The organism is Serratia sp. AR11 (assembly GCF_056376275.1).
In genome coordinates, this window is sequence record NZ_CM150739.1 from 2,870,304 (window position 1) to 2,895,722 (window position 25,419).

Annotated in this window: 24 protein-coding genes; 14 read left to right on the forward strand and 10 right to left on the reverse strand. The window is 57.1% G+C overall.

Annotation, left to right across the window (positions count from 1 at the left end; translation table 11 throughout):
- Window positions 1-2,106, forward strand: coding sequence for an elongation factor G (fusA, locus tag ACSOSI_RS13550; protein WP_017892933.1), 2,106 nt, complete (start codon window positions 1-3; stop codon window positions 2,104-2,106).
- Window positions 2,107-2,137: 31 nt separating this feature from the next.
- Here fusA and ACSOSI_RS13555 read toward each other — a convergent pair whose 3' ends face one another.
- The 3 genes from ACSOSI_RS13555 to ACSOSI_RS13565 all read right to left on the reverse strand — a co-directional run bounded on the left by ACSOSI_RS13555 (window position 2,138) and on the right by ACSOSI_RS13565 (window position 5,340).
- Entirely contained in the window at window positions 2,138-3,103 is a 966-nt protein-coding gene (locus ACSOSI_RS13555; protein WP_476705613.1) for a DMT family transporter, read from the reverse strand.
- Between the two features lie 179 nt (window positions 3,104-3,282).
- Window positions 3,283-4,389, reverse strand: coding sequence for an ABC transporter substrate-binding protein (locus tag ACSOSI_RS13560; RefSeq protein ID WP_476705614.1), 1,107 nt, complete (start codon window positions 4,387-4,389; stop codon window positions 3,283-3,285).
- Between the two features lie 123 nt (window positions 4,390-4,512).
- Entirely contained in the window at window positions 4,513-5,340 is an 828-nt protein-coding gene (locus ACSOSI_RS13565) for an AraC family transcriptional regulator (protein ID WP_012145268.1), read from the reverse strand.
- Window positions 5,341-5,553: 213 nt separating this feature from the next.
- Between ACSOSI_RS13565 and ACSOSI_RS13570 the strand changes: the two genes are divergently transcribed.
- Window positions 5,554-6,987 (forward strand): NAD-dependent succinate-semialdehyde dehydrogenase, encoded by a 1,434-nt coding sequence (locus tag ACSOSI_RS13570; protein ID WP_112362895.1) that lies wholly within the window; start codon window positions 5,554-5,556, stop codon window positions 6,985-6,987.
- Window positions 6,988-7,034: 47 nt separating this feature from the next.
- Here ACSOSI_RS13570 and ACSOSI_RS13575 read toward each other — a convergent pair whose 3' ends face one another.
- Genes ACSOSI_RS13575 through ACSOSI_RS13585 form a run of 3 tightly spaced genes read right to left on the reverse strand, consistent with a single transcriptional unit; the run spans window position 7,035 to window position 9,914 of the window.
- Window positions 7,035-7,943: an alpha/beta hydrolase gene (locus ACSOSI_RS13575; protein ID WP_476705615.1), complete on the reverse strand. Its 909-nt coding sequence runs from the start codon at window positions 7,941-7,943 to the stop codon at window positions 7,035-7,037.
- Complete coding sequence (locus ACSOSI_RS13580) at window positions 7,933-8,829, reverse strand: alpha/beta fold hydrolase (RefSeq protein WP_261135720.1); 897 nt, start codon at window positions 8,827-8,829, stop codon at window positions 7,933-7,935. Before ACSOSI_RS13580 ends, ACSOSI_RS13575 begins: the two co-directional genes overlap by 11 nt.
- Before the next feature lie 29 nt (window positions 8,830-8,858).
- Window positions 8,859-9,914 (reverse strand): sugar phosphate isomerase/epimerase family protein, encoded by a 1,056-nt coding sequence (locus ACSOSI_RS13585; RefSeq protein ID WP_476705616.1) that lies wholly within the window; start codon window positions 9,912-9,914, stop codon window positions 8,859-8,861.
- 141 nt (window positions 9,915-10,055) lie between these two features.
- On the opposite strand from ACSOSI_RS13585, the gene ACSOSI_RS13590 reads away from it, so the two are divergent.
- A complete protein-coding gene (locus ACSOSI_RS13590) occupies window positions 10,056-10,640 on the forward strand; it encodes a TetR/AcrR family transcriptional regulator (RefSeq protein WP_012145273.1) in 585 nt (194 codons plus the stop codon).
- Here the strand turns inward: ACSOSI_RS13590 and ACSOSI_RS13595 are convergent, their stop codons facing one another.
- The 3 genes from ACSOSI_RS13595 to ACSOSI_RS13605 form a co-directional block, all read right to left on the reverse strand.
- The gene (locus ACSOSI_RS13595) at window positions 10,641-10,943 is read right to left on the reverse strand and encodes a cupin domain-containing protein (protein WP_419245794.1); all 303 of its coding nucleotides are present in this window, start codon (window positions 10,941-10,943) and stop codon (window positions 10,641-10,643) included.
- A 101-nt stretch (window positions 10,944-11,044) separates the two neighbouring features.
- Window positions 11,045-12,922 carry a potassium transporter Kup gene (locus tag ACSOSI_RS13600; RefSeq protein WP_476705617.1) on the reverse strand — a complete coding sequence of 626 codons (1,878 nt, stop codon included), beginning with the start codon at window positions 12,920-12,922 and terminating at the stop codon, window positions 11,045-11,047.
- A gap of 70 nt (window positions 12,923-12,992) precedes the next feature.
- Window positions 12,993-13,901 carry a LysR substrate-binding domain-containing protein gene (locus ACSOSI_RS13605; protein WP_476705618.1) on the reverse strand — a complete coding sequence of 303 codons (909 nt, stop codon included), beginning with the start codon at window positions 13,899-13,901 and terminating at the stop codon, window positions 12,993-12,995.
- Between the two features lie 171 nt (window positions 13,902-14,072).
- On the opposite strand from ACSOSI_RS13605, the gene ACSOSI_RS13610 reads away from it, so the two are divergent.
- The 9 genes from ACSOSI_RS13610 (at window position 14,073) to ACSOSI_RS13650 (ending at window position 21,532) form a co-directional block, all read left to right on the forward strand.
- A complete protein-coding gene (locus tag ACSOSI_RS13610; RefSeq protein WP_153860332.1) occupies window positions 14,073-15,023 on the forward strand; it encodes a branched-chain amino acid ABC transporter permease in 951 nt (316 codons plus the stop codon).
- A gap of 9 nt (window positions 15,024-15,032) precedes the next feature.
- Window positions 15,033-16,145: an ABC transporter permease subunit gene (locus tag ACSOSI_RS13615; protein ID WP_476705619.1), complete on the forward strand. Its 1,113-nt coding sequence runs from the start codon at window positions 15,033-15,035 to the stop codon at window positions 16,143-16,145.
- On the forward strand, window positions 16,142-16,912 hold the full coding sequence (locus ACSOSI_RS13620) for an ABC transporter ATP-binding protein (protein ID WP_476705620.1): 771 nt from the start codon (window positions 16,142-16,144) through the stop codon (window positions 16,910-16,912). Before ACSOSI_RS13615 ends, ACSOSI_RS13620 begins: the two co-directional genes overlap by 4 nt.
- Window positions 16,905-17,618, forward strand: a complete 714-nt coding sequence (locus ACSOSI_RS13625; protein WP_012145280.1) for an ABC transporter ATP-binding protein — start codon at window positions 16,905-16,907, stop codon at window positions 17,616-17,618. The genes ACSOSI_RS13620 and ACSOSI_RS13625 overlap by 8 nt, the downstream gene beginning before the upstream one ends.
- A 34-nt stretch (window positions 17,619-17,652) precedes the next feature.
- Window positions 17,653-18,813 carry a branched-chain amino acid ABC transporter substrate-binding protein gene (locus tag ACSOSI_RS13630; protein WP_017892946.1) on the forward strand — a complete coding sequence of 387 codons (1,161 nt, stop codon included), beginning with the start codon at window positions 17,653-17,655 and terminating at the stop codon, window positions 18,811-18,813.
- Between the two features lie 29 nt (window positions 18,814-18,842).
- Entirely contained in the window at window positions 18,843-19,334 is a 492-nt protein-coding gene (locus ACSOSI_RS13635) for an L-2-amino-thiazoline-4-carboxylic acid hydrolase (RefSeq protein ID WP_017892947.1), read from the forward strand.
- Window positions 19,331-20,557, forward strand: coding sequence for an allantoate amidohydrolase (locus tag ACSOSI_RS13640; protein ID WP_476705621.1), 1,227 nt, complete (start codon window positions 19,331-19,333; stop codon window positions 20,555-20,557). Before ACSOSI_RS13635 ends, ACSOSI_RS13640 begins: the two co-directional genes overlap by 4 nt.
- 90 nt (window positions 20,558-20,647) lie before the next feature.
- Window positions 20,648-20,995 (forward strand): ArsR/SmtB family transcription factor, encoded by a 348-nt coding sequence (locus tag ACSOSI_RS13645; RefSeq protein WP_012145284.1) that lies wholly within the window; start codon window positions 20,648-20,650, stop codon window positions 20,993-20,995.
- Between the two features lie 3 nt (window positions 20,996-20,998).
- Window positions 20,999-21,532, forward strand: a complete 534-nt coding sequence (locus tag ACSOSI_RS13650; RefSeq protein ID WP_012145285.1) for an SRPBCC family protein — start codon at window positions 20,999-21,001, stop codon at window positions 21,530-21,532.
- Here ACSOSI_RS13650 and ACSOSI_RS13655 read toward each other — a convergent pair whose 3' ends face one another.
- Complete coding sequence (locus tag ACSOSI_RS13655) at window positions 21,533-22,561, reverse strand: transporter (protein ID WP_012145286.1); 1,029 nt, start codon at window positions 22,559-22,561, stop codon at window positions 21,533-21,535.
- Between the two features lie 204 nt (window positions 22,562-22,765).
- On the opposite strand from ACSOSI_RS13655, the gene ACSOSI_RS13660 reads away from it, so the two are divergent.
- On the forward strand, window positions 22,766-24,376 hold the full coding sequence (locus tag ACSOSI_RS13660) for an inorganic phosphate transporter (RefSeq protein ID WP_476705622.1): 1,611 nt from the start codon (window positions 22,766-22,768) through the stop codon (window positions 24,374-24,376).
- A gap of 26 nt (window positions 24,377-24,402) precedes the next feature.
- Window positions 24,403-25,317, forward strand: coding sequence for a polyphosphate kinase 2 (ppk2, locus tag ACSOSI_RS13665; RefSeq protein WP_012145288.1), 915 nt, complete (start codon window positions 24,403-24,405; stop codon window positions 25,315-25,317).
- Window positions 25,318-25,419 lie beyond the last annotated feature (102 nt).

Genomic DNA, 25,419 nt, shown 5'->3' on the forward strand with positions numbered 1-25,419 from the left:
ATGGCACGTACTACCCCCCTTGAGCGCTACCGCAATATCGGCATCTCGGCGCACATCGATGCCGGCAAAACCACCACCACCGAGCGGATTCTGTTTTACACCGGGGTCAGTCACAAGCTGGGCGAAGTGCACGACGGCGCCGCCACCATGGACTGGATGGCACAGGAGCAGGAACGCGGCATCACCATTACTTCGGCGGCGACTACCTGTTTCTGGAACGGCATGCAGCATAATTATCCGCAGCACCGCATCAATATTATCGACACCCCAGGACACGTGGATTTCACCATTGAGGTCGAGCGCTCCATGCGGGTATTGGACGGCGCGGTAATGGTCTATGACTCGGTCGGCGGCGTACAGCCGCAATCTGAGACCGTCTGGCGTCAGGCTAATAAATACAAGGTTCCGCGTCTGGCGTTCGTCAATAAAATGGACCGAGTGGGTGCCGATTTCTTCCGCGTGCGCAAAATGATGATCGAACGGTTGAAAGCCAACCCGGTGCCGATCGTCATCCCGATTGGTGCCGAAGACCATTTCACCGGCGTGGTCGATTTGGTGCGCATGAAAGCCATCCTGTGGGACGAGGCTACGCAAGGCATGAGCTTCAGTTTTGAAGAGATCCCGGCCGAATTGCGCGACTCCGCGCAGGAATGGCGAGATAAAATGATCGAAGCCGCCGCAGAAGGCTCGGAAGAGCTGATGGACAAATACCTCAATCAGGTGCCATTGAGCGAAGAAGAGATCGTCCGTGGTCTGCGTCTGCGCACCGTGGCCGGCGAAATTCAGCCGATGCTGTGCGGCTCGGCCTTCCGTAACAAGGGCGTGCAGCGCATGCTGGATGCGGTGATTGAACTGATGCCTTCACCGCTGGATGTTCCACCGATGGAAGGCCATGACGAGCGAGACAATATTGTCATTCGCCGGGCCGCCGACGACGAAAAGTTCTCGGCGCTGGCCTTCAAGCTGATGACCGACCCTTTCGTCGGCCAACTGACCTTCGTGCGGGTCTATTCCGGCGTGCTGACCAAAGGCAGCAGCGTCTATAACCCGGTGAAAGACAAGAAAGAACGCATTGGCCGCATCGTACAAATGCACGCCAATGACCGTAAAGATGTCGAAGAACTGCATGCCGGGGATATCGCCGCCTGCGTGGGGCTAAAAGACGTCACTACCGGCGACACGCTGTGTGACCCTAACGCCATTATCACACTGGAAAAAATGGTGTTCCCTGAACCGGTGATCGCCCAGGCGATTGAGCCTAAAACCAAGGCCGATCAGGAAAGAATGGGGATTGCCCTGCAGCGCCTCTCTTCGGAAGATCCGTCGTTCCGCGTTCGCACAGACGAGGATTCCGGCCAGACCATTATTTACGGCATGGGCGAACTGCACCTGGAAATCATCGTCGATCGTATGCGGCGTGAGTTTGGCGTAGCGACCACCACCGGCAAACCGCAGGTATCTTACCGCGAAACCATCCGCAAGCGCGTGGCCGACGTGGAAGGCAAGTTCGTGCGCCAATCCGGGGGGAAAGGTCAGTACGGCCACGTGGTGTTTACCGTGGAACCCAATGAGCCTGGCAAGGGCTTTGAGTTTCTCGATGAGATCAAGGGCGGCGTGATCCCGGGCGAGTTTATCCCGGCGGTGAAAAAAGGCGTGCTGGAGGCGCTGAATACCGGCGTACTGGCCGGTTATCCGGTGGTGGATGTCAAGGTTCACCTGACCTTCGGCTCCTACCACGACGTCGACTCTTCGGAACAGGCTTTCCGCATGGCGGCGATCTTCGGCTTTAAAGAAGCCTGTCGCCAGGCCGACCCTGCTCTCCTCGAGCCGATCATGTCGGTAGAAGTGGAAACACCCGAGGATTACGCCGGTAGCATCATGGGCGACCTGTCATCGCGGCGCGGTCTGGTGCAAGGTATGGAAGACATTCCCGGCGGTGGCGGTAAGGAGATCCACGCCAAGGTGCCGTTATCCGAAATGTTCGGCTATTCAACCACACTGCGTTCCATGTCACAGGGCCGCGCCACCTATACCATGGAATTTAGCCACTACGCAGAAGCACCGCGCAACGTGGCCGAAGAGATCATTCATCACCGGAAATCCTGAGTTGACTGCCTGCCGCCCCCAGCGGCAGGCTTTACTCTTTTGTGGCCAGAGCCACCACCACCGGCTGCGGTTTGATCCGCATCGCATAAATCACGCCGATAATCAGGCAGCTAATCCCGCCCAGCGTCAACAGCGGCGGCCAGGCCTGACGCAGCATAAAGGTGTAAGCCAGTCCGGCCAGTATTTCGAAGACGATCAGCGGCCCCACCAATACCGTCGGCAAGCGTTGACTCGCCTCATTCCAGCACAGGGCGCCAATCCACGAGCACAGCATGCCAATGGCGATCATCAAGGGAATAAACACTTCCGGCCTTGGCCCAAACGGCAGCGCAAACGTCGGCTGGGTTAAAGCCAATTGCCCGCAAACCAACAGATAGCCCACCAACGCCAGCGGTAAAGTGACCAGCCCTTGCGCGGTCGCCCAGGTAGCAGGCCTTTGGTGCGGGTTTTCCCGTAGCCAGCGGGCATTGCGCAGCGGGAACCAGGTCCAGCAAGCCACCGCCAGCAGTGCCAGCCCAAGCCCACTGGTGTAACGCCAGACATCAATTGGTGCCGTATTCCCCCGCAACTCGGCAACGTTAACCAGCGCCAGTCCGCAGGCGATCAATACCAACGCCGGAGTCAGTTTACGCCACGAAAGTCGCCCGTCATGCCGGCTGTAAAACAGGTTGGCGGTCACCGAGATCACCACCGGCAGCGTACCAATAATCATGGTGGAAATGGGCGCTCCGGTGCGCTGAATGGCGCTGGCCAGGCACAGGTAATACAGCAGGTTGCCGATCGCCGTCAGTTTCAGCGCCTCCAGCCAATCGTTACGATGTAACTTTTTCAACCGCTGACGATCAAACCACGCCAGCGGCAAAGCGATCAACCCAAAGGCAAGATAACGCCCGGTAGACTGCAACGCCGCCGGATATTCAGGGATCATAACCGGACCGACAAAAATCAGCCCCCACATCAGCCCGGCAGCCAGGGCAAATAACACGCCAACAAACATAATGACTCCATCAACGAACAGGCGCAGCAGGCTGGCCCCATCAATTAAATCTGGCGCCAGCCTAACCTACTCGTGCAGAGGAATATTGTAGCAAATTGCTGTTTTCGCCGGTCTGGTAAAGACTTCGCAAACCGAACTGAATGTTTCGGGTCGCATCTCATCATGGGGGCGCGGTGACTTTATTGCCAAGCGGCAACAGCAAATGTCCCCTCCGGTTTAACCGGTAAATATTTTTCGTAGTAATCCAGGTAGTTCTTTACCGGGTCAACATCTTTAAACTGTTCTGGGTAAAGTGATTTGGCAATAAACTGAATCATGGCGAAGTCGGAAAGCGTTCTTGATGCGCCCTGGTACACGCCGAATAATTGCTTGTTTTTTATCGCCGGCAATGAGTTCCAGCCATTACGAGTGGAAAAAGCTATAAGCTGTTGAACAGCCGTGCTTTTATCAACTCCCACCCCCATTGATAGCGCTGACGAAACCTTATTATTTTCTCTGCCGGAGATGAAAATAGCATCAGGCTTGGCAAACAGCAGCTGTTCTGGGTTAATCACACCCCACCACTCAAAAAAAGGTTCGGCAATATTGTCTGCTCCGGCAAGTTTCAGCATCGCACCCCACATATTCTTACCGTAGGTGAATGAATAATCGCTAGGCCCTTTATTCCCAAATTCAATATAAACCTTGGGTTTCTTTAATCCTGACGCATTGACTCTACGCTGCACGTCAGCAATGTTATTAGCGTAAAGTTCTGATAATTCCTGAGCGCGTTTTTCTTGCCCCGTGAGTATGCCGAATATTTTTGTAGAGCTGACATGTCTTTCGACAGTTTGCGCATTGTAGTCTACCACGACCACTGGAATTTTTAATTCTTCCAGGCGTGAGACCTCATGTTTCAAAGCAACATATTGCCATTCAGCCAAAATAATGACGTCCGGCTTCAAAGATATTATATTTTCAAGCGAGATATTATGGAGATCCACCTCGCCAATATCAGCGATACGAGCCAGTGATGGCTGGTGTTTAACATTCATATTCCAATTTGCCGGAACCTTTCCCCGCCAGGCCTCACGAGAAATGCCGATGACATGCTCGTATGCCGCTTCCCCACCCACGGCCATGTAGTCTTCAAAGTAAAAACCTAAAACCGCCCTTTTTACCGGGGTATCAAGCGTAATCTTCCGCCCCAGAACATCGGTTAATGTGGTCGTGGCCGCACTGGTGATGCCAGGCATAATTAAAAAAATGGCGAACAGCATAAAGGTTCTAAAATTTCGAGCGCCCATAAAATGGAGGTCCTCAGGAGTGGGGTTGTTCTTAATTATTGTTTATTTCTTTTGGGTCAAAAATACGTAAATGATAATAATTTTTATTAAGATTTATATCAACTGCAATCGTAACCCCCGTTTTCACCGGGCCGTAACCTGTTTTTGATAACGCACCGGCGTGACACCGTAACGGTTAGCGAAAGCGCGGGTCAAATGCGCCTGATCGGTTAACCCCGCCGCCACCGCCACCTGTGCCGCAGGCATACCGCGCCCCAACATCTGCTTGGCCTGCGACAGGCGGATCGCCATCAGCATCTGCTGGGGGGATGCATGGTATTGGGCTTTGAACTTACGCAGAAAGTGATAAGGGCTGAGGGAAACCAGTGCCGCCAGTTGATCGAGAGTAATTACGGCAGAGAAGTTATCCTGCAGGTAACTTTTGACGATATCAAAACGGTGCGCCGCTTCGGCCTTTAACGGGCGAGCCACTTGAATATGCGGGCGGAAAATGTCGACCACCTGCGCGAGCAAGTGGTCAATGGTCAGCGGATCGCTGGCCTGCCACAGTGCGGCCAACGTGGCAGACAATTGCTGTGCCGCCTGCAAGTCCTGGCGCACCGCATCGGTGAACCAGAATCCCTGTTCACCAGACAGCAACTCCAGCGTATCCGGTTCCAGATAAAGCATGCGGTAGTTCCAGCCACCTGGGGTTTCTGCTTCACCGGTATGCAGCTCATCCGGGTTCATCAACACCAGTGAACCCGGCGCAGCCCGGTGCTGCGCGCCACGATAGCGGAAACGCTCGGCACCAAAATCGACGGTACCGATGGCAAAAGCATTATGAGTGTGCGGCTCAAAGGCATAGCGCTCAATATGGGCGTGATAAAGCTCTACGCCCGGCACCTGCACTAACTGCCGGAACTGCGCACTGTCTTTTTCAAAGGGAAACTGCTCTGGAACACCCTGCACCGTACCACCCTGCTTCAATGTCATTGCTGGCTGTATGATAGTCAAAGCGGTGTGGTTTGAGTAGTGGCGCACGCGGTGCGCTGGACGCTGCGGTTCATTCCGCGTAGGGTATTTTATCCGGTGCTCAACGCCTGCCTGCCAGCGTCGACACCTTGATTATCCCGCCGCAGAGTGGGAAACCTGTCTTTAACCCCCTGAAAGTAAGAGGCAACAATGTATCCAGATACTCAACTCTATATCGACGGACAATGGCGCAACGCAGTCGCCGGTAAAACCACGCCGGTCACCAACCCCGCTACCGATGAAGTGATTGGCAGCGTGGCGCACGCTACCACAGCCGATCTCGATCTGGCGCTGGCCGCAACCGAGCGCGGTTTTAAAATCTGGCGCGAAACCTCCGCTTACCAGCGGGCCAATCTGATGCGTAAAGCCTCTGCTCTGTTTCGTGAGCGTGCAGATAAAATTGCCGCAATCATGAGCCAGGAACAAGGTAAACCTGTGGCGCAGGCCAAGGTAGAAATTCTTAACTCGGCGGACGTGATTGACTGGTTTGCCGGCGAAGCCAGCCGCACCTACGGCCAGGTAATCCCGTCCCGCAGCCAGGACGTTCAGCAGCAAACCCTGAAACTGCCGGTGGGACCGGTTGCCGCGTTTACCCCGTGGAACTTCCCGATTAACCAGATTGTACGCAAACTGTCTGCCGCGTTGGCCGCAGGTTGTTCCATCATCATTAAAGGCCCGGAAGAAACCCCGGCGTCCCCGGCGGAACTGATCAGAGCCTTTGCCGATGCGGGCATTCCTGCCGGTGTGATCGCACTGGTGTACGGCACCCCGGCAGAAATCTCCGAGTACCTGATCCCGCATCCGACCATTCGCAAAATCTCGTTCACCGGTTCAACCCGCGTGGGCAAGCATTTGGCGGCGCTGGCCGGTCAGCATATGAAAAAAGCCACCATGGAGCTGGGCGGTCATGCACCGGTACTGATTTTTGACGATGCCGATCTGGATGCGGCCGCCAAAGAGCTGGCGCTGGCCAAGTTCCGCAACGCCGGTCAGGTGTGCATCGCCCCAACCCGCTTCCTGATCCAGCAAGGCGTTTATGAAGCCTTTATCGAGAAGTTCACCGCAGCGGTGCGCGAAATCAAAATGGGCAATGGCTTGCAGGACGGTGTGACTATGGGCCCGATGGTGCTGCAACGCAGCGTGGACGCCATTGAGGCCTTCGTGAAGGATGCCGTCGCCGAGGGGGCTAAAGCCACTACCGGTGGCAAGCGCGTGGCCGGCCCCGGCAATTTCTTCGAACCGACGGTATTGCGCGACGTGCCACTGAGTGCGCGAGCGATGTCTGAAGAACCCTTTGGCCCGGTCGCCCTGCTGCGCCCGTTCGCCAGCTACGAGGAAGCCATCGCCGAAGCCAATCGCCTGCCTTACGGTCTGGCGGCCTATGCCTACAGCCGGAGTATCGCTACGGTAACGGCGTTGGGCCGGGATGTGGAAAGCGGCATGCTCAGCATCAACCATATCGGTTTCGGCCTGCCGGAAACGCCGTTTGGTGGGGTTAAAGACTCTGGCCACGGTACCGAAGGCGGCAGCGAAGCCATCGAATCCTATCTGGAAACCCGCTTTGTCACCGTCGCCGGGCGCTAATTAACACAGGCAACGACCAATGCCCCGTTCGATACGGGGCATTTTATTCAACCAACCTTATCGAATAACACTCGCGCTGCCGGGGTTAAGCCCAGCATATGAATGCAGGCGTGTACCATGCCCGGCAACCGTTCACAGCGCACCGCGACCCCATCTTCACGCAACCGCTGGGCATAATGCTCGGCCTCATCGCGCAACGGATCGTACTCACAACTCAGAATGGTCGCCGGTGGCAACTGCCGCAACGTCGCGGCATGCAGCGGTTCTGCGTAAGGGTCATGCCCCTGGGCTCCGTCCCCCAGATACTGCCCCCAGCAAAACTCCATGACCTCCCTGGTCAGGTAGTAACCCTGCGCATAAGCCTGGTAACTCGCCGTATCCATAGCACGACTTAACGCCGGATACAGCAACAGTTGATGCTCAATCCGTGGGCCATTCCGGTCGCGGGCCAACAGCGCCACGGCGGCGGCCAGGTTGCCACCGGCGCTGTCGCCGCCAACTGCAAGGCGCATAACGTCAACGCCCCACTCATCGGCCCGTTCAACCACGCCGCACAGTGCCTGATACAGGTCTTCCAGCGGCCGCGGATAGGGATGCTCCGGCGCCAGTCGGTAATCAACCGACAAGATCACCCGCCCGGTGGCATTGGCCAGCGCCTGGCAAGGCTGGTCGTACAGCGCCAGCGTCCCCAGACACCAACCGCCGCCGTGGGCGTACAGCATCGCGGGCAGAGGTTCACCCTGCGTCACGCCCAGCGGCACATAAGCGCGAACGGCGATCTCATGGCCATCGTCAGCGGTCACACTTCCATCACGGACGCCGCCACTGGCTTCTGCTTCCCCCTGCAACGCCAACAACCCGGCCTGCGCGGCGGCACGCATTTCACTCAGGGATTCAGGCGCGGCGGCATCTGCCGTTTCCGCCAGAAAACGGGCAATCTGTGAGTCAAGCGGCATCGGCCAGGCTCCCTGACAAGAATGGCACTACCAGAGCGATAAACGCCTCATGGCACTCTTCGGTGATGAAATGACCGCAGCCGGCGACCGTTTCGCCGCGCAGGTTAACGGCGTTGCCCTGCAACGTGACATAGGGCGCATCGCCGGTGGCGTGCTCGGCACCAATGGTCATCACCGGCATGCTGAGCGGTGTCTGGGCCCGACGCTGGTTTTGCCGGATGGTTTCCGGAATGGCGCGATAATAATCAAAACCGGCCCGCAGGCTGCCCGGTGCCGAATAGGCGGCGATATAGGTTTCCGCCGCTACCCGATCGCGGCGATAGGACCAGCGGTTAAAGATATAGCTCAGATACTCCCGCTCACGGCCCAGCGTCAAGGCTTCAGGCAAATCCGCCAGTTGGTTGAACATGAAGTGCCACAGGAAAATGTTTTGTTCTGCCGGTACAAAAATCGGTGGCGCGGGTGCCAACCCTGGGATCACCGCCTCCGTCAGTACCAGCCCCGTCACCGCCTGCGGGAAATCGCTCGCCATGGCATAACCCACCCACATGCCAATATCATGACCGACCAGTTGATAGCGCGGATGCCCCAGTTGCAGCATGGTTTGGTGCAAGGTAGCGGCCACGCTGCCGGTGTCATAGCCGCCGTTCGGCTTGTCCGAATCGCCAATGCCCGGCGGATCTACCGCTATCGCCTTAAAGCCTGCCGCCGCCAGGGCTTGCATCACATGACGCCAGGTGTACCAGGTTTGCGGCCACCCCGGGATCAGCAGTACCGGCTGCCCTTCGCCAAGCGTCACGCAGTGAATTCGGTTGCCGTTTACCCGCGTATAGACGTGTTCGGGTTCAGGTCCATTCAACATGGACCCGTTATTTTGCAGTGTCATCGGTGTTCTCCGTGGTGGAATTGTGTGGCTCAGCGCAGGCCAAGCAAGGTATTGATTTGCTGTTGGTCAACCGGCGCACCGGCAAAGTCATCAAACACCTTGTCGGTGACGTTGATGATGTGGTCACGAATAAAGGCCGCGCCTTCGCGTGCGCCATCCTGCGGGTGTTTCAGGCAGCATTCCCACTCCAGCGTCGCCCAACCGGCGTAGCCATGCTGGGTCAGCCGCGAGAAAATGCCTTTGAAATCCACCTGGCCGTCACCCAATGAGCGGAAACGTCCGGCACGATCGGTCCATGACTGATAGCCGCCGTAAATGCCCTGCCGTCCGGTCGGGTTGAACTCGGCGTCCTTGACGTGGAACATGCGGATAAAGTCCTTGTAAATATCGATGTAATCCAGATAGTTCAGCTGTTGCAGCACGAAATGGCTCGGGTCGAACAGGATCTGGCAGCGCGGATGAGCCCCAACGCGTTGATGGAACATTTCGAAGGTCACGCCGTCGTGCAGATCTTCGCTCGGGTGGATTTCATAACACAGGTTCACTCCCTGCTCGTCGCAGGCGTTGAGCACCGGCAACCAGCGTTTGGCCAGTTCATCGAACGCCGTTTCGATCAGCCCCGCCGGACGCTGCGGGAACGGGAACAAATACGGCCAGGCCAGGGAACCGGAGAAGGTGCCCATATCGCTCAGTCCCAACCGCGCAGAGGCTTTGGCCGCCAACAGCAACTGCCGGTGCGCCCATTCACCGCGCGCCTGCGGGTTGCCATGCAGTTCCGCTGGCGCAAAACTGTCGCACAATGCGTCATAGGCCGGATGCACCGCCATCAACTGGCCAAAAATATGGGTAGTGAGTTCACTGACCACCAGGCCATGGTCTGCCAACATGCCGACCAGCTCATCACAATAGGTTTGGCTTTCTGCGGCGGTGGCCAAATCAAACAGGCGGCTATCCCATGCCGGAATTTGCAAAGCTTTAAAGCCGGTTTGCGCCGCCCACTGGGCGATAGCCGGCAGGCTGTTAAAGGGGGCGGCATCGTCACTGAACTGTGCCAGATGCAGGCTTGGACCTTTCAAGGTTTTCATTCTAAACTCCAATTGGTTGTCGATTGACAAACAATAGGCTTAAATCAATTCCTCAGCAAGTGAATTTTAAAAAATCGTTGGTATTACAGTGGTTTTAAGCGATCCTGTTGCGCAGAGCAACAGATAAACAGGAACAGAGGAATGGCAGGCAGACCGCGCGAATTCGACCGTGAACAGGCGTTATTGAAGGCCCGGGATCTCTTCTGGCGTCAGGGGTATGAAGGCACCTCCATGTCGGATTTGGTCGCCGAGTTGGGCATTGCCTCTGCGCGTATTTATAAAGCGTTCGGTTCGAAAGAATTGCTGTTCCGCGAAGCCATTGCCAGCTACGAAAACCATGAAGGTGGCTTTGCCGATCGCGCTTTCAGCGAAGAAAGCAGCGTGCGTGTGGCGATAAAACGCCTGCTGGACGACGCGGTAGCACTCTACAGCCGCACTGACCTGCCGCAAGGTTGCATGGTAGTGTCTTCCGCCGCCAGCGTCAGTGACGAAAACAGCGGTATCAAAGACTGGCTGGCGGAGCATCGTTTGCAACGCACCCAGGGCATGATTGACCGGCTGCAAACCGCCGTTGCGACGGGGGAACTGCCACCAGAAACCGATGCTGACGCTCTTGGCGACTATTTTGCCGCCTTCCTGCACGGTTTGTCGGTGCAGGCACGCGATGGCGTCAGCCGGGCAAGATTAGAGGCAGCGGTCAAGATTGCGCTTTCGGCGCTGGATTGATCACTCCGGTAAATCAAATATCACCAGGGTGCCGTGGCTGCCCGCCAGCACCCGATGCGGCACGCCGGCAGTGGCCTGATACAGTTGCCCGGCGTTGACCGTAATTTCCTCGCCCTTCACTTCCAGCCGCAGTTGCCCGGCGATCACCAGTAATCCTTCGTGATAGTCATGAACTTCATCGTCAATGGTGCGCGGATCCATCCGCAATACTTTGATATTGGCCGGGCCGACATGGCCCAATACGCTGGAACGCCACGCTTCCGGTAAATCGCTGGCCAGCGCAGCAAGATCGAATAATGACATAGGGGCTTCGTCCGTTAGCAGCACCATCGCTGCCACGGCAATTTACCCTCTCACTCGCCGCTGGCTAAATACCCATTGATTTTAACCTATAGCCAAACGGCTCACACCGGCACCCGACGGCTGATTTCGACTACCTGGTCACTCGGCAAATAATAGTAATCCGTCACGTGCATACCGTTACGCACCATCAGCGCAAAAATGTTGCGTTGCCAGGCCGGTAATCGGTCATTGGCCTCGCGGCGCACCACGGTTTCAAGCCCCAGATAATAGGTGGCATCGTCAAAATTCAGCCCGGTTTTCTGTGCCTCCGCATGGTGTAACAGACGAGGAATATTGGGTCGTTCCATAAAGCCATAGCTCGCCACGCCACACCAAAATCCCGGTGATTGTTGCCGCATCACCAGCCGTTCGGCATTCGCCACCCGGGGTTCGTTAACGATCGTGATATGCAGCGACAGCACATTGGCATGCAGCGAACCGTTGCGTTTGACATGCCATTTCATCACCGGCGGCGTGCCGCTCAGGGTGCGGGTAAGAAAGATTGCCGTGCCCGGAACCCTGGGGATACTCTGCTCCTCAAGATGGACCAAAAAATCTGCCAGCGGCAGACTCTTCTCACCCAACGTACGGGAAGCCGCGATCACCCCGCGATGCCAGATTAACATCACGCCATACACCAGAGTCGCCAGCAGCAGCGGGACGTACCCGCCCTGCATTACCTTGCTGAGGTTGGCCAGCAGGAAGCTAAGATCGACGATAAAGAAGCTTCCGGCCACCAACAGGCTGGCGATCGCTCCCCAACGCCACACCTCGCGCATGGCCACAAACAGCAGTCCGGTAGTCATGATCATGGTGAGCGATACGGCGATACCGTAAGCGGCGGCCAAATTATCGGAGGACTTGAAGAACACGGTCAAAAATACCGTTGCCGCCATCAGCAGCCAGTTAATGGCACTGATGTAAATTTGCCCATAACTTTCTTCGGTGGTCTGTTTGACCCGCAATCGCGGCAGCCAACCAAGCTGGATCGCCTGGCGGGTCATGGAAAACGCCCCGCTGATGATCGCCTGACTGGCGATAATGGTGGCCAGGGTCGCCAAAATCACCAGCGGAATTTGCAGTATCGGCGGACACAGGCGGAAAAAGATATTCTGGGTGACGTCCGCACCGGAGAGGATCAGCGCGGCCTGCCCGGCATAGTTCAGTAACAGGCTGGGGAACACAATGCCAAACCAGGCGAGCCAGATCGGCTTTTTGCCAAAGTGCCCCATATCGGCGTATAGCGCTTCCGCACCGGTAACACAGAGGAAAACGCCGCCCAGCACCAGGAAACTGGTCAGCCCATTGGAAAACAGAAAATCAATGCCATACAGCGGGTTTAACGCCATCAGCACCGCCGGATGCTGGATAATTCCCCAAATGCCCAGCGCGGCGATGGAAAAGAACCACAGCGCCATAATCGGCCCGAAAACTTTGCCGATGTGCGCGGTGCCCAAGGGCTGAATGGCGAACAGGCTGACCAGGATCACCACCGCCGCCGGCAGGATATAGGGTTGAGACTCGGGCAGGACAATATTCAGCCCCTCCAGCGCCGACAATACCGAAATCGCCGGGGTGATCGCGCCATCGCCGTAGATCAGCGCGGCACCAAACAGGCCGGCAAACACCACCATCGGTCGGATCTTTTTCTTACTGACCAACAATGACATCAGCGCCATGATGCCGCCTTCGCCACGGTTATCGATACGCATGGCAAACATGGCGTATTTCAGTGAGGTGACAATCACCAGCGTCCAGAAAATCAGCGACAGCAGGCCAAGGATCACCGGTGGCGACGGCGCATCACCGGAGAGAAACAGCACGGTTTTCAGGGTATACAGCGGGCTGGTGCCGATATCGCCGAACACCACCCCCAATGCGCCACCGGCCAGCAGTGGCAGGCTCATTTTAGGCGTTTCCGGTTCATTCTCTGTGGTCATCAAGCGCTCCTGAATAGCAATCGCGATATATTCAGGATAGACAGTTCAGGCAGTTAGCACGTGACCTTATTCAACCTTCAGCCTCTTTGAGCAACCAGCGTTGCAGGTCCAACCCTTCCGGCGACAGTTCGGTGTTCTGCCTTACGCACAGGTAGTAATCTCGGCCGTCATCAATTGCCAGGTCAAACAGCTTAACCAGTTCGCCGCTGCTGAGGTAAGGCGCGATCAACGGCTCACGCATCAGGGCGCAGCCCAAACCCGCCTGCACCGCCGCCAGCGTCAGCAAGCCATCTTCAAACATCGGGCCGGTACTGCGTAGCGGCCGACGGACTCCGGCCAACTGAAACCATTGCATCCAGGTGGTGCGTTCTTCGTCATGCAGCAGCGGCAGTGGTGAAAGTTGATCCGGCGTGTCCAACAGTCCGTGCACCTTGATAAACCCCCGACTGCACACCGGCACCATTTTGCCGGACATCAGTTTTTCACTGCGATAACCGCTCCATTGCCCGGTGCCAAAACGAATCGAGATATCGGCAGCGTCACTGAGGTAATTACGGTGGTTGGCGTACACCACATTGATGTCGATATCAGGGTTTTCGCGCAGAAACCCATGCAAACGCGGAATAAACCAGCCCATGCCGAACAGCGGGATCAGGCTGATGGTGACCTGCCGGGAAGCCGATTGCTCACGCACCTGCTCGGTCGCCTGGCGTAATACGTTAAACGCCGAGCGAATAGAGCGGTAATAATCCCGCCCTTCGTTGCGCAGGATCAGGTTACGCCCCTGCCGCTCGGTCAGCGGCATTTGCAGAAAGGCCTCCAGCGTTTTGAGTTGGTGACTGACTGCCGAAGGGGATATCGCAAGTTCTTTCGCCGCGGCGGTGATGCTACCCAGGCGGGCGATAGCCTCAAACGCCCGCACCGCGCGCAGCGGCGGATCGTTAGGCAACGCTGTGACGCATTGTTCTGTTTTTTTCATATGTTGACTATTTCGGTTAAACATCGTCGGCGGTTTAAAATTAATATACAAACAAATCAATAAATTAAAAACACACATTTTCTGTATAAGAAATTATATTTCCGTATTTTACAATTTTCTCTAACTCTCTACTCTGAGCTTCCTGAATCATAATTTTTCGGGACTCCCCCTATGGATACGCTGGTACAGCAGACCGTCAACGGACTGATGCTCGGCAGCATTTATGCGTTGATCGCCCTGGGTTACACCATGGTGTACGGCATTCTGCGCATTATCAATTTTGCCCACGGCGATGTGTTGATGGTTGGCGCACTGAGCGCCCTGTCTACCCTGGGCGTGTTGCAGCATCATTTCCCTGGCCTGTCACCTTACGTCATGCTGTTGCTGGCGGCGCTGGTTGCCATGGCGGTCTGCGCGTTGGTGTCGATGAGCATTGAACGGCTGGCCTACCGTCGCCTGCGTAATGCTCCGCGTCTGGCTCCGCTGATCAGCGGGATTGGCGTATCGCTACTGCTGCAAACGCTGGCGATGCTGATCTGGTCGCGCAATCCGTTAATGTTCCCGCAACTGCTGCCCATGTCACCTATTGCCCTGACTCAGGGTAGCGCTGGACACGCACCAGCGGTGATCACCGGTACCGGTATCGCCACGCTGGGGGTCGCCGTACTGGTGATGCTCGGGTTGCTGCTGCTGGTCGAGCACTCGCGCTTTGGCCGCGCCATGCGTGCCACGGCGGAAAACCCGCAGGTCGCCAGCCTGATGGGCATCGATCCCAACCGCATCATCATTCTGACCTTCGCCCTCGGCGGCGCGCTGGCAGCCATAGCGGGCATCATGATGGCCAGCAATTATGGTAACGCCGGTTTCTCCATGGGCTTCCTGCCAGGCATCAAGGCCTTTACTGCCGCCGTGCTGGGCGGTATCGGCAACCTGCGCGGTGCCATGCTCGGCGGATTATTGCTGGGGCTGTTCGAGTCGCTGGGCACCGGTTATCTCGGCGAACTGACCGGCGGCACCTTCGGCAGTAACTATCAGGACGTTTTCGCCTTCCTGATCTTGATTGCCGTATTGGTATTGCGCCCATCCGGGCTGTTGGGCGAACGCGTCGCCACCCGCGCCTGAGGACACGAGATGACTATTCTGACCGCTACTCTACACACCGCTTCCCCTCATCGCGCCAGACTTGGTGTGGTTCTGTTTTTTCTCGGTCTGCTGCTGGCCCCCTGGGTGGCCGGATCCGTCGGCGGTAACTATTGGGTGCGGGTGATCGACTTCGCACTGCTGTATCTGATGCTGGCGCTGGGTCTGAACATCGTGGTCGGCCTCACCGGCCTGCTGGACATGGGATTTATCGCTTTTTACGCCGTCGGCGCCTATCTGACCGCACTGCTCTCGTCACCGCACCTTACTCAACAATTTCCGCTGCTGTTGCAGTGGTTCCCTGAGGGGCTGCATCTGTCGATCCTGTTGTTGATCCCACTGGCAGCGGTGCTGGCAGCACTGTGCGGCATTCTGCTGGGAGCACCTACGCTGCGGTTGCGTGGCGACTATCTGGCGATCGTCACGCTGGGTTTCGGTGAGATAGTGCGTATTTTGATGCGTAATCTGGACCGGCCACTCAATATCACCAATGGTCCTAAAGGGATTTCCGCTATCGATCCGGTCACGCTGTTCGGCCTGAAATTTTCCGGTATGCACTCGTGGTTTGGCATCCGTTTTTCATCGCTGTATCTCTATTATTACCTGTTCGCTGCTCTGCTGTTGCTGATCCTGTTTGTCTGCCTGCGCCTGCAGAATTCGCGGGTTGGCCGCGCCTGGACCGCCATTCGCGAAGATGAAGACGCGGCGCGGGCGATGGGCATCAACACACGCAACTTCAAGCTGCTGGCTTTCGCCATCGGAGCCACTTTTGGCGGTGTCGCCGGCGCACTGTTTGCGGCGTTTCAGGGCTTTGTCTCACCGGAATCCTTCACTCTGCAAGAGTCGATCGCCGTATTGGCAATGGTGGTGTTGGGCGGCATGGGCCACATCCCCGGCGTGATCCTCGGCGCATTGCTGCTGGCCGCCCTGCCAGAACTGCTGCGCAGCACCATGGGCCCTCTGCAACAGGCGCTATTCGGCCAGGTGTGGATAGATCCAGAGATTATTCGCCAACTGTTCTACGGGCTGGCCCTGATTCTGGTGATGCTGTATCGCCCTGCGGGCCTGTGGCCGGCACGTCACCAACCGGGAGCCGCTTCATGACGCCACTTCTCACACTCAGTCACGTCAGTAAGCGCTTTGGCGGGCTGACCGCGGTGGATGACGTCAGCATCAGCATTCACCAGGGCGAAATTTACGGGTTGATCGGGCCGAACGGTGCAGGAAAAACCACCTGTTTCAACCTGATCACTGGCCTGTACCGGGCCGACAGCGGCGAGTTTCGTCTGCAGGATCGCCGCTACAAGCCGCAGGCCATCGACAAGGTGGCACAGGCCGGTATCGCCCGTACCTTCCAGAACCTGCGCTTGTTCAATGAAATGAGCGTTCTGGAGAACGTGATGGTCGGTTGCCATCTGCGCACCCGCAACGGTCTGTGGGCGGCGATCTCACGCCATCGGCGTACCCGAGAGGAAGAGCAAGCCACACGAGAGAAATCCCACGCGCTGCTGGAGTACGTCGGCATCAGCCAGTTTGCCCACTATCGCGCCGGCGATCTTTCCTACGGCCACCAGCGGCGGTTGGAAATCGCCCGGGCGCTGGCGACCGAGCCGAAATTACTGGCGCTGGATGAACCGGCTGCCGGTATGAACGCCGCCGAAAAAGTGGCGCTGCGCGAGCTACTGCAACGTATCCGCGAAAGCGGCAAAACCCTGTTGTTGATCGAGCACGACGTCAAGCTGGTGATGGGATTGTGCGACCGTCTGACAGTACTTGATTACGGCCGAGTGATAGCCGAAGGCGAACCGGCACAGGTACGACGTGAACCGGCGGTGATCCGCGCTTATCTGGGGGGAGCTGCCGATGTCTGAACCCTTATTGATGGTCAAACAGTTAAAAGTGTCTTACGGCGGCATTCATGCCGTGAAAGGCATCGATTTCACGGTGAACAGCGGCGAACAGGTGACTTTAATCGGTGCTAACGGTGCAGGTAAAACCTCCAGCCTGCGCGCGCTGACCGGCCTGCAACCCTTCGAAGGGGAAATCCTGTTCGATGGCCGTTCCATTCGCGGTATGCCACCCCATCGCTTATTGCAACAGGGCCTGGTGATGGTCCCGGAAGGACGCGGTATTTTCGCCCGCATGACGGTGCTGGAAAACCTGCAGCTTGGTGCCTATTCGCGCCGTGACAAACCGGCGGTGCGCCAGGATCTGGAACAGGTTTGCTCTATATTCCCGCGGTTGCGTGAACGGCTGCAACAGCAGGCCGGGCTGCTTTCCGGCGGTGAGCAGCAGATGGTGGCCATTGGCCGGGCGTTACTCAGCCGTCCGCGCCTGTTGGTGCTCGATGAGCCCTCTATGGGGTTGGCGCCGATCGTGGTTGAAGCCATTTTTGAGGTTATCAAAAGCCTTTCTCGTGACGGTGTCACGCTGCTTTTGGTGGAACAAAATGCCCGACTGGCACTGGCATCTACGGATCGCGCCTATGTGCTGGACAGCGGCAGCCTGAGCCACTGTGGTCGCTCTGCCGACCTGCTGGACGATGAAAAAATCAAACAAGCCTATTTGGGCGAATAACCGCTTTTACTTTTAACCACACCGGGAGTTTTACATGAGCAAGATAACTCGCTTCAAGCCGTTGGCGCTGGCCGCCGCCGTTCTGGTCAGCCTGGGCGCGACATCGCCGGTTCAGGCCGATGAAACTATTTTGATCGGGCTGGCAGGCCCGCTGACCGGCCCTTCCGCCCGTATCGGCAAAGATTTGGAAAATGGCGCGCAGTTGGCCATCGCCGATGCCAACGCCCAGAAACCGACGCTGAAAGGCAAGCCGGTCACCTTTAAATTGCTGTCCGAGGACGATCAGTCAGACCCACGCACCGCCGTTGCGGTAGCCCAACGCCTGGTGGACGAAGGCGTTGCCGGCGTGGTCGGCCATTGGAACACCGGCACCAGCATCCCGGCGGCACGCATTTACCACGACGCCGGTATTGCTCAGGTCGCACCGGTCGCCACTGGCCACGGCTATACTCAGCAAGGGTTCGATACCAGCTTCCGCGTAATGGGCCACGACGATGACGGCGGTCATTATGCCGGTGACTATGCGGTGAAGGTGCTGAAGGCCAAGCGTATTGCGGTAATCGACGATCGCACCGCGTTCGGCCAGGGGCTGGCAGATGAGTTTATCAAGTCGCTGGCGGCTCAGGGCCTGCAACCGGTCGCGCGGGAGTATGTCGACGACAAGACCGTTGATTTCAGTGCGGTACTGACCACCGTGCGCAGCAAGAACGCCGATTTGATCTTCTTCGGCGGCGTCGACTCGCAGGCCGCCCCGCTGGCCCGTCGCATCAAACAGTTGGGGATGAACACCCAACTGATGGGCGCAGGTGGCTTTGTCAGCCAGACTTTCCTGACGCTGGCACAGAAAGAAGGTGAAGGCGTGGTGGCACTGGAGCCGGGCCTGCCGCTGGAACAGATGCCAGGCGGCAAAGCCTTTGAGCAGGCCTACCGTGACCGCTACAAAACCCATATCGAACTGCATGCGCCCTTCGCCTACGACGCTACGCGGGTTTTGATTGCCGCCATCGAGCAGGCGGGGTCCGCCGATCCGGCCGATTATCTGCCGAAGCTGCGCGCCATCCATTATCAGGGCGTCACGGGCACTATTGCGTTCGATGCACAGGGCAATCTGCAGCAGCCGAGTTTCACTCTTTACCGGGTGGTTGACGGCAAATGGCAGCCGCAAAGCGTACTGGGCGGCGCAAAAGCACAATAACAATCCGCAAGGCAGTGAGGAGCAAGGCAATGAGCGAGGCAAAAAACGAATTGGGCATTCTGGCCCGACGCCGGATAGAGGCGGAAATCATCAAGCCAATCTACCAAATCCTGGTGCGTGAGATCGGTAAAGAGCGAGCGCAGGCGGTGATTGGCGAAGCCATCGAAAACGCGGCCATCGAGGCCGGTAAAAACTTTGCCGCGCAGGAGCCGAATGGCGCTGATTTGCAGAGTTTCGCCGCCTTGCAGTACCTGTGGGAAAAAGACGATGCGCTGCAGGTGAAGGTGATCAACCAGGACGAGCAGCATTTCGACTATAACGTCACCCGCTGCCGTTATGCCGAAATGTACCACCAGATGGGGCTGGGTGAAATCGGCCACCTGTTGTCCTGCGCTCGCGACAGTCAGTTTATCGTCGGCTATGCGCCGGATGTCGAACTGCAGCGTACCCAGACCATTATGTCCGGCGCGTCCTGCTGCGATTTCCGCTACACCGCCAAAGCGCCGGGAGAGAAAAAATGACGCATCAGGTGAATGGCGAACGCCTGTGGCAAAGCCTGCTCGACATGGCGCAATTCGGCGCCATCCCGAAAGACGGCGTCACCCGCCTGGCGCTCAGCGAAGAGGACCGTCAGGCACGCGACCAATTGCGTGACTGGGCGCTGGCAGCCGGTTGCCGTGTACGGGTCGATCGCATGGGTAATATGTTCTTGCGCCGTGAAGGCACCCGTCCGGAATTGGCGCCGGTGATCACCGGTTCCCACGTAGACTCCCAGCCCAACGGCGGCCGTTTCGACGGTATTTATGGCGTGTTGGCCGGTCTGGAAGCGATCCGCACCCTTAACGATCGCCAGATTGCCACCGAGCGAGCGCTGGAAGTGGTCAACTGGACCAACGAAGAAGGCGCTCGTTTCGCCCCGGCAATGATTGCCTCCGGGGTGTTTGCCGGGGTGTTCGATCTGGAATACGGCCTGTCACGCAGCGATGCACAAGGCATCAGTATCGGTGAGGCGTTGCAGCAGATTGGCTACGCCGGTGAACACACCGTGGGCGACATGCCGATCCACGCCGCCTTTGAGCTGCATATTGAGCAAGGCCCTATCCTCGAAGCGGAAAACATTGAGATTGGCGTAGTAACCACAGCGCAAGGTCAACGCTGGTATGAGCTGGAGATCACCGGTTTTAGCGCCCATGCCGGTACCACGCCGATGGATCGCCGCCGTGATGCCCTGCTTGGTTTCGCCACCCTGGTTACGGCAGTCAACAACATCGGCAAGCATTTCATGCCAGACGCGCGCGCCACGGTGGGGATGGCACAAATCACTCCCAATTCACGCAACGTGGTGCCTGGCAAGGTGTTCTTCAGCGTTGAGTTTCGTCACCCGCAAGAGGCGGTACTGGAACAGATGGAACAACAGCTGCTGGCAGCGGTGGCCGAGGTTGGCACCCAGGGGCTGAGCGCCAGTGCCGAGCGTATCTTCCAGTATCAACCGATACGTTTTGATCAAGGCTGTATCGACAGCGTCCGCCAGGCGGCACAGGCGCTGGGCTATTCACACCGCGATATGGTTTCCGGTGCCGGTCACGACGCCTGCTACCTGAGTCGGGTGGCCCCCACGGCGATGATTTTTATTCCCTGCGTGGACGGTATCAGCCACAACGAACTGGAAAACATCTCGCCTGCGTGGGCGACCGCCGGTGCCAACGTGTTGCTTAACGCGCTGCTGGCACAAACCCGCGCCTGATCCCGCAGCCCCGGTTAATCGGCCGGGGCCTGTAAAAAAATATTCAACAAACTGGTTGAATATTAGCCCACCTGTTCTATATTCAACCATATGGTTAAATTATCTTCCTCACAGCTGGACGCCATTTTTCGTGCACTTTCCGACCCAACGCGGCGCGCGATACTGCGTGCGTTGGCCGGTGGTGAGCACAGCATTGGTGAACTGGCCGCGCCGCTGCAAATGTCGTTTGCCGGCGCATCCAAGCATATCAAGGCGCTGGAGCTTGCTGGGCTGGTGCAGCGAACCGTGCAGGGAAGAAACCATATCTGCCGGCTTGAACCCGAGCCAATGGCGCAGGCCATGCAATGGCTGAAAACCTACGAGCATTTCTGGACAGAGCGGCTGGACGCGCTGGAAATAGCGCTGCTGCAGCCCGAACCGAATCCTCCCAAGGAGTGAACTATGAACGACTACGGCATGATTATTGAAACCGGCACGCTGCGCATTCAGCGGCTGCTGCCCGGCCCGATCGAACGGGTCTGGGCCTATCTGACGGAATCCGACAAACGCGCCACCTGGCTGGCCGCCGGCGATATGAAGCTGGAAAACGGTGCCCAGGTTGAGCTGGTGTTCCGCAATTCCGACTTGACCGGTGAGCATGAACAAACGCCGGCCAAATATAAAAACCACGGTTGCAGCGTCAGCAACGTCGGCCATATCACCTGCCTGTTCCCGCCACGGCTGCTGAGCTTTACCTGGGCGGAACAGGGGCAGAACCGCCCTTCCGAAGTGACCTTCGAATTGACCGAACAGGGTAACGCGGTGCTGTTGACGGTGACCCATCGTCGCCTGGCTAACCGTGACGAAATGCTCAGCGTGGCCGGCGGCTGGCACACTCATCTGGATATTCTGGTCGACCGTCTGCACGACCGGCAACCTCAGCCCTTCTGGAGTACCCACGCCAGGCTGGAAGAAGAGTACCGGGCCAGACTCTGATCAGCCTTCATCCCGGCGTCTGAAGGCCAGATAGCCGGTCACCAGCGTAAAGCCGCCGACCAGCAACACCAACAGGATAAAACCGTGGTGATTGCTGGCCAGCGGGATCCCGCCCACATTCATACCGAAGAAACCGGCAACGATATTGATCGGCAACGCCAATACGGTGATCACCGTCAGGGTGTACAGCGTGCGGTTGTTCTGCTCCATCTGCTTGGCGCCAATCTCCTCTTGCAACAGACGAATTCGCTCGGTCAGACTGGCAAGGTCGTTCAATACCACGGTGAACTCTTCGGTGAACTGGCGTAAATCCTGCACCACGTCGCGGCTCAGCCAGGTCGGCGGCCGATTCAGTAAACGAAACAGCGCCGCCGGCTCCGGTGCCAAAAGCCGCTGAAATCGCAGCAGCATGCGACGCATGCGTCCCAGTTCGGTGCGGTTACGCTTCACATGATTGCTCAACAGGCGATCTTCAATGGTGTCGACATACTGGTTGGCCTGACGGACCACCTGCTCCAGCACCTCTTCCTGTTCTTCCAGCAGGTGCGCCAACAGCTCGGTAGAGGATGCCAGTTGCAGCGGCCCCAGACGGCCCAGCAACCGCTCAATCAAACGCAGCGGTTTGTGCCTTGCCGTGACCACCAGCCCGCTACGGCAGTACAGCCACAGCGTGGCAATCTCTGGATTGTTCTCTTTGGGGTGAAAAATGACGTCGTTGAGCACCGCAAACAGATCATCGCCCTGGCGCTCAATGCGGGTGGTATGGGAACCGTGACGAATTTCGTCAAAGAAAAAATCGGAAATGGCAAAGTGGTTTTTTAGCCATTTTTCTGCGGCCGCATGGTTCAGGTTGAGATGTAGCCAGATAAATCCCTCCCCCGGCAATAACGCCTGCCAGGCCTGGCAAGCCTGCTGCGAAGACACCGGCTGCGGCGGCTCTGCCGTGCGGAACACGTGTCCGTAAATCAGCCCGGTAACCTCATCATCGAAATCAAGTTTGTGCAATTTTCCCGCAACCGTTTGAGCCATAAACCTTTATCCTGAATAACCGCACTGATTAATTAATTGGCTTTCGCCTTTATATCAATCTTTAAATGACAACGTTAATTATTTTCACTTTTCCCGATGATTAATATTAGCGTCATAAAAAAGTCACATTATTTCCCAATACTTTGATGGCAGCACTGTACAACATCGTCAGTATTCTAATGAAGTCTATCGGGAAGGTCCTTTATGAGCGATAACAGCGCCGTTCAGGCAGGTGCGCCTACCGCGTCCAGCCTGCCAAAAATCTACCAAAAGAACAGTCGACTCACTGTTCTTTTTTTTGTTTTTTTATTAGTACTGGGGATAGCTTTTGCCGGGGTGAATTTATTTAACGACGTTAGCGATGCCGGTGCGGTATATACCAGCTACCTGCCGTTCCTTTTATTGGGGTTAGCGTTGCTGATTGCGCTGGGCTTTGAATTTGTTAATGGTTTTCATGATACCGCCAATGCGGTGGCCACCGTTATTTATACCCATTCATTGTCGCCCATGGTGGCCGTGGTTTGGTCAGGGTTCTTTAATTTTCTCGGCGTGTTGCTTTCCAGCGGAGTGGTGGCGTTCGGCATCATTTCGCTGTTGCCGGTTGAGTTGATCTTGCAGGCCGGTACCGGCAATGGCTTTGCCATGGTTTACGCCCTGCTGTTCTCGGCGATTATCTGGAACCTCGGCACCTGGTGGCTCGGGCTGCCTGCCTCCTCGTCTCATACCCTGATTGGCTCGATTATCGGCGTTGGGGTAGCCAATGCGCTAATCCATGGCCGCACCGGCACCAGCGGTGTTGACTGGGGCCAGGCGATTAAGGTGGGCTATGCGCTGCTGCTTTCCCCGGTGATCGGTTTTGTGTTTGCCGCCCTGCTGCTGCTGGCGCTGAAAGTCTTCGTCAAAAATCGTCAGTTGTACACCGCCCCCAAGAATGATTCGCCGCCGCCGCTGTGGATCCGCGGTTTGCTGATCCTCACCTGTACCGGGGTTTCCTTTGCCCACGGCTCCAACGACGGGCAAAAAGGCATGGGGCTGATCATGCTGATCCTGGTCGGGACCATGCCGATTGCCTACGCGCTGAACCGCTCCATGCCGCCAGAACAAATCCCCCGCGTGGCGGCACTGGCGGAGGTCACCAAAAACCAACTTCTGCACCAGTTCCCGCAGGTCAGCCAGACTCCGCCGCGCGACGTGCTGACCGGCTATGTGCGTACCAGTGAGCTGACCACAGAAGTGGTCCCTGCGCTGGCACAGTTGACCGGGGCCATTGGCGATCAAATTCGTCAGTACGGCTCAGTCGACAAAATCCCTGCGCAGGCGGTTTCCAACACCCGTAACGATATGTATCTGGCATCGGAGGTGATTAAACACCTGAAGTCGGAAAAACAACTGCAATTATCCGCTGACTCGCAGCGCAATCTGGACGCCCTGAAAAGCGATCTGGACAGCGCCACCCGCTTTATCCCGTTCTGGGTCAAGGTGGTGGTAGCTATTGCTCTGGGGTTGGGCACCATGGTCGGCTGGCGGCGCATTGTGGTCACCGTTGGTGAGAAAATCGGCAAAAGTCATCTGACCTATGCCCAGGGGGCCAGTGCCGAACTGGTGGCGATGACCACTATCGGCGCGGCGGACATTTTTGGCTTACCGGTCTCCACCACCCACGTTCTGTCATCCGGCATCGCCGGTACCATGGCGGCCAACCGCTCCGGCCTGCAAATGTCCACCCTGCGCAATCTGCTGATGGCCTGGGTGTTGACACTGCCGGCCTCGGTGCTGCTTTCTGCCGGGCTGTACTGGATTTTCACCCATTTCTAAAACCGGGCTAACACGGAGAATTAATTATGGCCATGCATGAATTTGACCGCGACGAAAGCTTCAACCAACGCCTGCTGCAGGAGTTTTACGACAGTTACGACGAAGAGCTGGAGATGGAACTGGACGACCTGCGCTTTGACGACAGCGAAGTGGACAGTGACCAGAAGAAAGCCTGGCGCAAACAGTATTTTCGCGAATTGCTGCGCCTGCAGGGGGAACTGGTCAAACTGCAGGACTGGGTGATGCGCACCGGCCACCGGCTGGTGATCATTTTTGAAGGCCGCGACGCCGCCGGCAAAGGTGGCGTGATCAAACGTATCACTCAACGCCTGAACCCTCGCACCTGTCGCGTGGCCGCGCTGCCTGCGCCGAACGACCGCGAACGTACCCAGTGGTACTTCCAACGTTTTATCGCCCATCTGCCGGCGGCGGGTGAAATGGTGCTGTTCGATCGCAGCTGGTACAACCGCGCCGGGGTGGAAAAAGTGATGGGCTTTTGCAACGACGAGGAATATGAAGAGTTTTTCCGTAGCGTGCCGGAGTTCGAGAAAATGCTGACGCGCAGCGGCATACAGATCGTCAAATACTGGTTTTCTATTACTGACGATGAGCAGGAACTGCGCTTTCTCAGCCGCATCCACGATCCGTTAAAGCAGTGGAAGCTTAGCCCGATGGATTTGGAGAGCCGCCGCCGTTGGGAAGACTACACCGAGGCCAAAGAGGTCATGTTAGCGCGCACTAACATTCCTGAGGCGCCATGGTGGGTGGTTCAGGGCGTTGACAAGAAAAAGGCGCGCCTGAACTGTATTCGCCATCTGCTTGAGCAACTGCCATACGAAGAGGCGGAAGGCAATGTCATCACCCTGCCGCCGCGTAAACGCAGCCCGGATTACAACCGCCACCCGGTGCCCGACAATATGGTGGTGCCTGAAGTGTATTGATTTATCCAGGGAGGCAGTACAACGCCTCCCTGATCCCTGTCGGATTCTCATCCCGTTACAACGCCACCCTATTTTCTCCACATTTGCTGTGCAGACTCTTGG